This window comes from Curtobacterium sp. VKM Ac-2922 (genome assembly GCF_022815645.1).
Lineage (GTDB): Bacteria > Actinomycetota > Actinomycetes > Actinomycetales > Microbacteriaceae > Curtobacterium.
In genome coordinates, this window is the sequence record NZ_JALGRO010000003.1 from 200,447 (window position 1) to 211,377 (window position 10,931).

Consider the following 10,931-nt stretch of genomic DNA (forward strand, 5'->3'; position numbering starts at 1 on the left):
GGTGCGGCGATCAGCCGCCGACGAGCCGCCGACCCTCGAACGCACGACCCAGCGTGACCTCGTCGGCGTACTCCAGGTCACCGCCGACGGGCAGACCGGATGCCAGCCGGGTCGTCCGGATCCCCATCGGCACGAGCAGGCGGCTCAGGTAGGTGGCCGTCGCCTCGCCCTCGAGGTTGGGGTCGGTCGCGATGATGACCTCTTCCACCGTGCCGTCGGCCAGGCGCGTCATGAGCTGCTGGATGCGCAGGTCGTCCGGGCCCACGCCGTCGATCGGGCTGATCGCGCCGCCGAGCACGTGGTACAGGCCGCGGAACTCACGGGTGCGCTCGATCGCGGCGACGTCCTTGGCCTCTTCGACCACGCAGATCACGGCCGGCTGGCGTCGGGGATCGCGACAGATGCTGCACCGCTCGGACTCGGTCACGTTGCCGCAGACCTCGCAGAACCGCACGCGTTCCTTGACGTCGGACAGCAGTTCGGACAGGCGCGTCGGGTCGAACGACTCGCTCTGCAGGATGTGGAAGGCGATGCGCTGCGCCGACTTCGGGCCGATGCCCGGCAGGCGGCCGAACTCGTCGATCAGGTCCTGGACGATGCCGTCGTACATCAGGCTCCCTCGCTCAACGAGGTCTCTTCGATGAACTGCGCACCGAGGATCTCACGCACCACGGCCTCGCCGTATCGGCCGGGGACCGCGGCGCGGCGGGGCTGCTGGGGCGGCCTGGGCGGTTCGGCAGGCGTCGCGGTCGACGTCGCAGGCACCGGGGCCGCCGCCGGGGCGGGCGCCGCCGTCGCCGGACCGATACCGCGAGCCATCCCACCGTCGTCGGGCGGGACGTCGTCGAACGGACCGTCGTCGAGCGGGTAGTCGTCCACCGGGACACCCGGTGCAGCGGCGGTCCGATCAGGAGGCCCTGCTGGCGTGGACCCGTCAGCCTGCGCTGGCGCGGAGGCCGGCGCGGGCGTGCGCTGCTGGTTGGACGCGGTCTGCGCGGACGGCGCGGGCCGATCGGTCGGTGCGGACTGCTGCGATGCCGCACCGGTGCCGGTGGCGGTGCCGGTGCCGGTGGCGACCGTGGCGGGTGCGACGGTGTCTCCCGGGCCGGTCGACCCGAAGGGGGCCCCCCAGGCGGGTTCGACGTCGTCGGGCACCGCGCCGGCCGTCGGGTCGGTCGCCGGGATGGATGCGACGGCCCAGGCGGTCACGGGCTCGTCGGACGGTGGTGCCGTCGTGGGCTCGGGCGACGGAACGGCAGGTGCGGACGCCCGTGCCGTGTCAGCGGTCTCGGACGTCGGTGCGGGAGCCGGGGACTGCGACGCAGACGCAGCAGCAGCGGGCGCCGTCGCCTGCGCCGTGTCTGCGCGCTCGGACGCCTGCGCCGGAGCGGCGGGAGCGGACGCCACCGCCGGTGCCGCGGGTTCGGCAGACGGTGTCTGCGTGGGGACGGCGGACGGACCACCCGCACCGGATGGACCCGCCGCGTCGGACAGCGCCGAAGCGCCACCGGTCGGACGCTGCTGGCCGGAGCCGCCCGGGCCCCCCTGGCCCGGACCACGAGCGACGAACTTCACCCGGAAGCCCAGGACGTCGATGATCGCCTGACGGACGAGTTCGCTCACGCTGGTCGCCGGGTCGGACATCTCCTTGAACGAGGCGACGTCCTGCTGGCTCGGGAACGTCAGCGCCAGCACGTCGTCGCGCAACGCGGTGACCTGCGCGGTGACGATGACCGTCCACGCGGAGCGCTTGGCCCGCTGGACGTGCTCGAGCACCTGGGGCCAGGCGTCGCGCAGTTGCTGCAGTCCGACCGCCGCGACGGGCTGGACCGCGGGCTCGGAGCCGATGACGGTGCCCTGCCCGGTCGAGGACGACGATGCCTGTTCGGAGGGCTCGGACGACGTGGCCGGCATGGTGGACTCCGCGTGCGGGGTGCTCGGCGCCACGGCAGCCCACGACGCCGCGGCGTCCTGCGCTGCGTTCGCCGCTGCCGCGGGCGCGCCCTGGGGCTGGGGCGACCCGGCGTTCGGAGCCTGCGCCGAGGTCGCGGGGGTCGAGGGCGCCTGCGCCGAGGGCGCCAGCGTCGCTGGGGCCGGCGTGGGAGCGGGCGTTGACGCAGCCGCAGCGACCGGACCCGCCTTCGGCGCTGCCTGCGGCGCGGCGGCACGCGATGTCGGCACCTCGGCTGCCGCCTGGTGTCCGCCGGCGTCACCGACACCGACCCGGCGCTCCAACCGTTCGACCCGGGCGAGCGCGCCACGCTGGGTGTCGTCGGCCTCGGGGACGAGCATCCGCGCGACCATCAGTTCGAGGTGCAGTCGGGGCGAGGTCGCACCGGTCATGTCCGTCAGGGCACGGTTGGCGATGTCAGCTGCGCGGGACAGCCCGGTGGCACCGAACACGCCGGCCTGCCGCGACATCGTGTCGAGTTCTTCGGGTGAGATGCCGCGCAGCACGGCGCCGGCGCTCTCGTTGGTGGCTGCGACGACGATCAGGTCACGGAGGCGTTCGAGCAGGTCCTCGACGAAGCGTCGCGGGTCCTGGCCGGTCTGCACGACACGGTCGACCGCCGCGAACGCCGAACCGGGGTCGGCCACGGCCAGGGCGTCGACGACGTCGTCGAGCAGGGCGCTGTCGGTGTACCCGAGCAGCGCGACGGCACGCTCGTAGCGCAGCGCGCCGTCTTCGCTGCCCGCGATGAGCTGGTCGAGCAACGAGAGCGTGTCGCGGACGGACCCACCGCCGGCACGCACGACCAGCGGCAGCACGCCGGGGTCGACCGTCACGGATTCCTGCGTGCAGAGCTGCTCGATGTACTCGAGCATCGCGGCCGGCGGGACCAGCCGGAACGGGTAGTGGTGCGTGCGCGAACGGATCGTGCCGATGACCTTCTCGGGCTCGGTCGTCGCGAAGATGAACTTGACGTGCTCGGGCGGTTCCTCGACCAGCTTGAGCAGCGCGTTGAAGCCCTGCGGCGTCACCATGTGCGCTTCGTCGAGGATGAAGATCTTGTAGCGGTCGCGTGCGGGCGCGAACACCGCGCGGTCGCGCAGGTCACGTGCGTCGTCGACACCGTTGTGGCTGGCCGCGTCGATCTCGATCACGTCGAGCGAACCGCTTCCGCCGCGCGCGAGCTCGAGGCAGCTCGGGCAGACCCCGCACGGGGTGTCCGTGGGGCCTTCGGCGCAGTTCAGGCAGCGGGCCAGGATGCGGGCCGAGGTCGTCTTGCCGCAGCCGCGCGGCCCACTGAACAGGTATGCGTGGTTGACACGGTTGGTGCGGAGGGCGGTGCGGAGCGGATCGGTGACCTGCGACTGCCCGATCAGCTCGGCGAAGTTCTCGGGCCGGTAACGGCGATACAGGGCGGTGACCACGCGACAAGGGTAGCCGGGACGGCCGACAGCCGGAGGCCGTTCTCCACAGGCGTCGGAACGGCTGTCCTGGACCGACCCGGGAACGAAGAAGACTCCTCACGCACCCGCCAGAGCCCGGTTGCCCTTGCTGCGTTTCCGCCCTGGGGGAGTTGGCCTGGATGGCGTCACGTGAGGAGCCTCCGGAAGTCTACCGGAACCCTCGGGCATCATCGGACACATGAAGATCGCCATCGCCGGAGGCCACGGCCAGATCGCCCTCCTCCTCGCCCGACTGATCGTCGACGCCGGACACGAGGCCATCGGCATCGTCCGGAACCCCGCACACGTCTCCGACGTCGAGCAGACCGGTGCCACGGCGATGATCGCCGACCTCGAACAGCTCGACGACGACGAGCTCGCCCTGCGGCTGCGCGGTGTGGACGCCGTGGTGTTCGCCGCCGGGGCCGGTCCGAACAGCGGTGCCGAGCGCAAGCTCACCGTCGACCGTGACGCGGCGATCCTGCTCGCCGACGCCGCCGTCCGACTGGGCATCGAGCGCTACGTGATGATCTCGGCGCTCGGGGCGGACGCCTACGACCGCGAGGCCGCCGTCGTGCCGGCGAAGGACGACCGCGCGGTGTTCCAGGTGTACCTGCGGGCGAAGTCCGAGGCTGACGCCGACCTCCGTGCCCGCCGGCTGCGGTGGACGATCGTCCGCCCGGGCGGGCTGCTCGACACGCCCCCACAGGGCACCGTCACGGTCGGGCGCACGGTCCCTCGGGGATCGATCCCCCGAGCCGACGTCGCCGCGCTGGTGCTGCACGCGCTGCTCGACGACACCGCCGTGGGTGTGCAGTTCGAGGTGACCAGCGGCAACACGCCGATCCCGGCGGCGCTGGGCGCGCTCAGCTGACGCGAGCCCGACAAGCCGACCCGAGCCAGACGAGCCGACCCGAGACGGACAGGAGGCCCGGCGCACCACGTGCGCCGGGCCTCCTGTCCGTCGGGTGTCGCTACAACGCGACCGCCGCGGACTGGCGCGCGATCTCGAGCTCTTCGTTCGTGGGGACGACCAGCACCGCCACCCGCGAGGAGTCGGTGGAGATGAGCCGCGCGTCCCGGGAGTGCAACTCGTTGCGGTCGTCGTCGATCTCGATGCCGAGGTGCTCGAGGCCGGCCAGCACCCGGCGCCGCAGCAGCGCGTTGTTCTCGCCCACGCCCGCGGTGAACACGACCGCGTCGAGTCCGCCGAGCTGCGCCGTGTACGCCCCGACGTAGCGGCGGATGCGGTGCCGGTACACGGCGAGCGCTGCCTCGGCGGTCTCGTCCCCGTCGACCGCCGCGGCCTGCACGTCGCGCATGTCGCCGTTGCCGGTCAGCCCGAGCAGGCCCGAGCGCTTGTTGAGCATGTCGTCGAGCTCGTCGAAGGACAGCCCGGCCTGCCGGTGCAGGTGGATGAGCACCGCGGGGTCCAGGTCGCCGGACCGGGTGCCCATCACCAGGCCCTCGAGCGGGGTCAGGCCCATCGACGTCTCGATGGAGCGACCACCGTCGATCGCCGCCGCGGACGCCCCGTTGCCCAGGTGCAGCACGATCGTCTTCAGCTCGGACAGCGGCCGGTCGAGGAACAGGGCGGTCTGCTCGGAGACGTACTTGTGGCTGGTGCCGTGCATGCCGTAGCGGCGGACGGCGTACTGCGACGCCAGGTCGGTCGGGATGGCGTACGTGTAGGCCTCGGGTGGCATCGTCTGGTGGAACGCGGTGTCGAACACGGCGACGTGCGGCACGTCGGCGAAGACCTGCCGCGCGGCGCGGATGCCCTCGAGGTTCGCCGGGTTGTGCAGCGGCGCCAGGCTGGAGAGCTCGTCGATCTGCTGTTCCACCTGCGGCGTCACGATCGTCGCCCGGTCGAAGGTGGTCCCGCCGTGCACGACCCGGTGGCCGACCACCGACGGCGGGTGTTCGTCGAACGACGGCCCGGTGCTCGCGAAGGCGTCGATCATCGCCTGGAACCCCGCGGCGTGGTCGGGGACCGCTGCGTGGTCGTTGGACGCGGACTCCCCCGTCAGCGCGTTCGTGTGCTTCCACGACCCCGAGGACTCACCGATGCGCTCGACGAGCCCGGACGCGAGCGTCCGCTCGCCGTCGAGTTCGATGAGCTGGTACTTGAACGAACTCGATCCGGAGTTGACGACGAGGGCGGAGGTCACGTGTGGCTCGCTTTCTGTGTGGCCCGGTGGGCCGGACGGGAGGCTCGGGTGCGGATCCGGCGGGTCAGACCGCGTCGGGCGCGGTGCCGTCCGCGGGTGCGTCGGCCGTTCCGGCCTGGATGGCGGTGATGGCGACGGTGTTCACGATGTCGCTGACGAGCGCCCCGCGGGACAGGTCGTTGATGGGCTTGCGGAGCCCCTGCAGCACCGGGCCGATCGCGACCGCACCGGCCGAGCGCTGCACGGCCTTGTAGGTGTTGTTGCCGGTGTTCAGGTCCGGGAAGATGAAGACCGTCGCGTGTCCGGCCACCGGGCTGTCCGGCATCTTCGTGCTGGCGACGGTGGGGTCGGCGGCTGCGTCGTACTGGATGGGACCCTCGACGAGCAGGTCCGGACGGCGCTCGCGCACGAAGGCCGTGCCGGCGCGGACCTTGTCGACGTCGGCGCCCGAGCCGCTGTCACCGGTCGAGTAGCTGAGCATCGCGACCCGCGGCTCGATGCCGAACTGCGTGGCGGTCTCGGCGGAGGAGATCGCGATGTCGGCCAGCTGCTCGCTCGACGGGTCCGGGATCACCGCGCAGTCGCCGTACACCAGCACGCGGTCGGCCAGTGCCATCAGGAAGACGCTCGACACGATCGAGGTGTCCGGACGGGTCTTGATGATCTCGAACGACGGGCGGATGGTGTGCGCGGTGGTGTGCTTGGCGCCGGAGACCATGCCGTCGGCGAGCCCGAGGTGCACCATCATCGTGCCGAAGTACGACACGTCGGTCACAGTGCCGCGCGCGAGCTCCATGCTCATGCCCTTGTGCGCACGCAGGCGGGTGTACTCGGTGGCGAAGCGCTCGCGCAGCTCGGGGTCGAACGGCGACAGCAGCTGGGCGGCGTCGAGGTCGAGCCCGAGCTCGGTGGCCCGGGTCCGGATGGCGGCGGGGTCGCCCAGGATGGTCAGCGTGCACACCTGGCGCTGCAGCAGCGTCGAGGCGGCCCGGAGGATCCGGTCGTCGTCACCCTCGGGCAGCACGATGCGCTTGGCGTGCTCGCGGGCCCGGTCGATGAGTCCGTGCTCGAACATCAGCGGCGTGACGACCCCGGACGGCGTCACCTGCAGCCGTGCCAGGAGCTCGTCGGCACCGACGTGCCGCTCGAACAGCGACAGCGCCAGGTCGGCCTTGCGCGGCGAGTCGGCTGCCAGCCGCCCGCGCGTCTGGGTGATGCGGAGCGCCGTGTCGTACGTGCCCAGGTGGTTCGTCGCGATCGGCAGCGAGCTGGACAGCCCCTCGAGCAGCCGGGTGATCTGCGGCGCGGTCTCGAACCCGCCGTTCAGGATCACCCCGGCCAGGCTCGGGAAGGTCTCCGACTGGTTCGCCAGCAGCGTGGCGATCAGGACGTCGTTGCGGTCGCCGGGCACGACGACGATGCCGCCCTCGATCAGCCGCGGCAGCACGTTCTCCATGCTCATGCCGGCGACGACGGTACCGAGGGCTTCACGGTCGAGCAGTGCTTCGTCGCCGCGGACGAACGTGGCGTCGGTCGCGGCCAGCAGCGCCCGTACCGTCGGGGCGACCAGGACCGCGTCCTCGGGGATCGCCCAGACCGGGGTGTCCGGGTGGTGGTCGGCGACCGCGACCGCGACGCTGTCACAGATCGCCGCCAGGGCGTCCGGGTCGGCGCGGTTCACCACGACGCCGAGCAGCTGGGCGTGCGCCGCCCGGAGTTCGCTCGTCGTGACGTCGGCGACCTGGCCCATGTCGGCCGGCGTCCGGGCGCCACGCTCGGCAGCGACGCGACCACCGAGCACCAGCAGGACCGGGGCACCGAGGTTCGCAGCCACCTTCGCGTTGAACGACAGCTCGGTCGGACTGCCGACGTCCGTGTAGTCAGATCCGAGCACCACGACCGCGTCGTACTGGCGCTCGACCTGACCGAAGCGGCCGACGATCGTGGCCAGGGCGGCGTCGGGGTCGGCGTGGACGTGGTCGTAGGTCACGCCGATCGCGTCGTCGTAGGCCTGGTTCGTGCCGGTGTGCTGCAACAGCAGCTGGAGCACGTAGTCGGGTTCCTCCACCGAACGGGCGACCGGCCGGAACACGCCGACGCGGCCGACCGTCCGTGCGAGGGTCTCGAGGACACCGAGCGCCACCGTGCTCTTGCCCGTGTGTCCTTCTGCTGACGTGATGTAGATGCGGGTCGACACGGTCCCAGCGTATCCGCGCGCTCACCGTGGCCACTGGGAGCGACGGACCGGTGGACGACGGTGGTCCTCCACAGGCGCGAAGACCTGTACCATGGGGTGTCGTCATCGCGAGATGGCACCAGGAGAATTCGCCTAGTGGCCTATGGCGCACGCTTGGAAAGCGTGTTGGGTGCAAGCCCTCGGGGGTTCGAATCCCCCATTCTCCGCACGATCACGAGCGCCTCCGCACGAACACGACCGTGTCCGTACGGTCGCGAACCGAAGCGCGGGACCCGTCAGGGCCCCGCGCTTCTGTCGTTCCCCGGGCACTCCGCCTGGGATGACGTGTCACCGGTCCCCCACCCTGCGGACCCCGCTGCACCCCGTCCGCCATGAATCTGACGCGAAGGGGTGGACCGGTCTGTCGCAGCCCCGGGACGCTCCCCTATGCTGACCGGACGGGCGGCCCGACACGGGTGCCCGAGGGGACGAGGAGAGCCACCGTGGGGGAGACGACCGTGCCGACGGCGGCGAAGGCCCGGCCGACGTACGACGTCGTCCTGCGCCCACGGTCGTCGCTCGTCCGCTCCACGGCACTGAGCATCGTCTTCTCGGTCGTCCCACTGGCCGTCGCCCTGGTCTGGGTCTCGTTCCCGCTCCGCCTCTGGCCCGTGTTCGCGGCGGTCGTCGTGGTGCTCGCGGTGCTGGTCGGCGTCGTGTTCGTGCGACTCCGGTCGGCGTTCGTCGGGATCGGTCCGGACACGGTCACCGCCCGCGGGCTGGTCCTCGCGGTCCGCAGCTTCCCACGCACCGAGGTCGCCGGCATCGTCCTCGGCACCACCTTCGGCAGCTCGGTCGACCGCACCACACGCGAACTCGTCGCCCTCGACGCCGACGGCGCGAAGCTCTTCCGGATGCGGGCGGACGTCTGGGGCGACCCGGCACTCGACCAGGTCGTCGAGGCCCTGGGCGTGCAGGTCACCGAACACCCCCGGCCGATGCCGGCGCGTGACTTCGCGCGCCGGGTGTTCGGCGCACGCAGCGACCGCTCGTAGCGCAGGTCCGGACGCTCCCGCACGACCGGACGGGGCCGCGGCTCGCCCGAACGCGCACACGCGCTTGACAGCCGCTGGGCCATGCGTGACCCTGACAGGGCCTCAACACGAGTGCCACCACATCCGGACCTCACCAGTCCGGCCGGGACCAACCACCCCGGAGGGTCGGGGGCGGCGCTCATGGGCCCCTACAGCCGGCCGCCCCCGGGACGGCCTGTCGTCGCGCGTGAACGCGGCGGCAGGTCATCAGGTGTTCCCGCGTATCCGACGGGAACCGGGCAAGCGTACCGGGTGCTGCCGTGGGAACGCGGTTTCCGACGTCGAACGTGCCCTGGTCGCGCCCGCGCTGCGCTCCCCTCCCCCGGACTGGGGTGGCGTCGGAGGACACATGCGGGCCGCACGTCCTGGCATTCCACTCAGCTTGGTCCTAACGTGACTCGGACATCGCACAGTCGGAACTCGAGGTCCCTACCCTCGCTTTCCGCGTATCCGAAAGAGGTTGCCATGTCGCAATCGCGTGCGCGTTCGTCGCGCCGTGGACCAGCACTGATGGGACTCATGGGAGTCTCCGTCGGCCTGGCCGTCACCCTGCTCGCCCCCTCCGCCGCGTCTGCCGCCCCTGTGGTCTCACAGGGCACCGGCCGTCTCGTGCAGACGTCACTGCTGAGCTCGACGGTGCTGGACACCGTCGCCTCCCTCCGCGGTGCCGCCGCCGTCAACGCGGACGCCACCGGCGACGTCGTGGTGAACACGCCGCTCGACGCCACGGCGGTCGGTGAACTCGTCCAGCTCCGGGCGGACGCATCGAACCTGTTCGGCACGAACGGGATCATCCAGCTCGGCGCCGTCGGCCAGTACGGCCGTGCCGCGGACGACGGCTCGTCGGCCGCGTTCTCCGGAGCGGTGTCCCAGGCCGCCAGCCTGATCGGTACCGGGACGACCGTCACCGGCGGCGACGTCGGGTCGCCCACCGCGGGCAGCAACGCCCAGGTCGCGGTGGGGACGAGCACCAGCCCGGTCTCGCTCAACGTCGCCCTCACCGGACTGGCAGCGTCCGCCCAGCAGACGGCGGACGGCACCCAGACGGGGCGCTACACGCTCACCGACGGCAGCGTCATCGTCGGTGGGACCGTGCTCGCGCCGACCCTGAACAGCCTGCGTGGACCGCTCACCACGGTCCTCGGGGTCGCGAGCGGGATCGGCGTCAACGTCGCCAACCCGATCGCTGCCGACGGCACGGTCCGGGTCACCCTGCAGCAGCTGCTGACGGCCGCGGGCGTCACCAGCGTCAACGACCTGCCGGCGAACACCAACCTGCTGACCTACGTCCCGCAGGCCGTGACCGCGCAGCTCACCACGTCGGTGAACGCCACGCTGACCGAGCTGACGACGCGCGCAGCGGCGCTCGGGCTCACCGGGGCGGTCCTGAACACGGCGCTCACCACCGCCCGTGGCCTGCTCAACCCGGTGCTCACCGGACTGGGCGCGACGCTGGCGACCAACCTGTCCCCGGTCATCGACGCCGCCCTGCAGCTGAACGTGAACCGGTCGTCGACGAGCGCGGACGGCGCCTTCACCCAGACGGCACTGCGTGTCGGTGTCGGTCCGAACGCCAGCGTGGCGGCGGTCGACCTGGCCAGCGCCACCGTGGGCCCGAACGCCGGCATCGCAGCGGTGCCGGTCGTGAACCCCGCGTCGGCGAGCATCGCCGGTGGTGGCGCCCTCGTCGCAGCCGCGATCGCCGCACTCATGGTGCAGCGTCGTCGTCGGGCCGCGACGGCAGCGGTCTGATGTACCGCGCAGGCTCGATCGGGCCGTCCGTCATGACGGGCGGCGTGGTCGCAGCGGGTGCCGGCGCCCCCGCGATGGGCATCGCGCTCCTGGTGCTCGGCGCCGTCCTGGCAGCGTTCGTGCTCTGGCGCGTGCTGTACCGCCGTCGACACGACTCCCGCGTCGACCGGTGACCCGTGCTCGTCTGCCCCGTCCTGTGGATCAGGAGGACGGGACGGGCGACGCCAGGAGGAGCCCGACGTCAGGGTCGTCGCACTCCTCCTGACCCGATGACCGTGGAGCCGGTCTGACCGCTCCACGGTGATCGCACCCGCGGACACGCACGCTCGGGACGTGCGTGTCCGC

General features: G+C 72.0%; 8 protein-coding genes, 1 tRNA gene and 1 other RNA gene. 5 read left to right on the forward strand and 5 right to left on the reverse strand.

Annotated elements, in window-relative coordinates; all coding sequences use genetic code 11:
- Window positions 1-10 precede the first annotated feature (10 nt).
- The 3 genes from recR to ffs form a co-directional block, all read right to left on the reverse strand.
- Entirely contained in the window at window positions 11-610 is a 600-nt protein-coding gene (recR, locus tag MT346_RS04680; RefSeq protein ID WP_243561661.1) for a recombination mediator RecR, read from the reverse strand.
- Window positions 610-3,375, reverse strand: coding sequence for a DNA polymerase III subunit gamma and tau (locus tag MT346_RS04685; protein WP_243561662.1), 2,766 nt, complete (start codon window positions 3,373-3,375; stop codon window positions 610-612). Before MT346_RS04685 ends, recR begins: the two co-directional genes overlap by 1 nt.
- A gap of 84 nt (window positions 3,376-3,459) precedes the next feature.
- An RNA gene (gene ffs / locus MT346_RS04690) (signal recognition particle sRNA small type) lies at window positions 3,460-3,556 on the reverse strand.
- Window positions 3,557-3,592: 36 nt separating this feature from the next.
- On the opposite strand from ffs, the gene MT346_RS04695 reads away from it, so the two are divergent.
- Entirely contained in the window at window positions 3,593-4,267 is a 675-nt protein-coding gene (locus tag MT346_RS04695) for an NAD(P)H-binding protein (protein ID WP_243561663.1), read from the forward strand.
- A 100-nt stretch (window positions 4,268-4,367) separates the two neighbouring features.
- Here the strand turns inward: MT346_RS04695 and MT346_RS04700 are convergent, their stop codons facing one another.
- Together MT346_RS04700 and pta are read right to left on the reverse strand one after the other, a co-directional pair.
- Window positions 4,368-5,564, reverse strand: coding sequence for an acetate/propionate family kinase (locus tag MT346_RS04700; RefSeq protein ID WP_243561664.1), 1,197 nt, complete (start codon window positions 5,562-5,564; stop codon window positions 4,368-4,370).
- A 64-nt stretch (window positions 5,565-5,628) separates the two neighbouring features.
- A complete protein-coding gene (pta, locus tag MT346_RS04705; RefSeq protein WP_243561665.1) occupies window positions 5,629-7,761 on the reverse strand; it encodes a phosphate acetyltransferase in 2,133 nt (710 codons plus the stop codon).
- A 121-nt stretch (window positions 7,762-7,882) separates the two neighbouring features.
- On the opposite strand from pta, the gene MT346_RS04710 reads away from it, so the two are divergent.
- The 4 genes from MT346_RS04710 to MT346_RS04725 all read left to right on the forward strand — a co-directional run bounded on the left by MT346_RS04710 (window position 7,883) and on the right by MT346_RS04725 (window position 10,759).
- Window positions 7,883-7,967: transfer RNA gene (locus MT346_RS04710), tRNA-Ser, on the forward strand.
- A 276-nt stretch (window positions 7,968-8,243) separates the two neighbouring features.
- Window positions 8,244-8,795 carry a hypothetical protein gene (locus MT346_RS04715; RefSeq protein ID WP_243561666.1) on the forward strand — a complete coding sequence of 184 codons (552 nt, stop codon included), beginning with the start codon at window positions 8,244-8,246 and terminating at the stop codon, window positions 8,793-8,795.
- A 558-nt stretch (window positions 8,796-9,353) separates the two neighbouring features.
- Window positions 9,354-10,586: a choice-of-anchor G family protein gene (locus MT346_RS04720; RefSeq protein ID WP_243561667.1), complete on the forward strand. Its 1,233-nt coding sequence runs from the start codon at window positions 9,354-9,356 to the stop codon at window positions 10,584-10,586.
- Complete coding sequence (locus MT346_RS04725) at window positions 10,586-10,759, forward strand: hypothetical protein (RefSeq protein ID WP_243561668.1); 174 nt, start codon at window positions 10,586-10,588, stop codon at window positions 10,757-10,759. The genes MT346_RS04720 and MT346_RS04725 overlap by 1 nt, the downstream gene beginning before the upstream one ends.
- The last annotated feature ends 172 nt before the right edge of the window (window positions 10,760-10,931 follow it).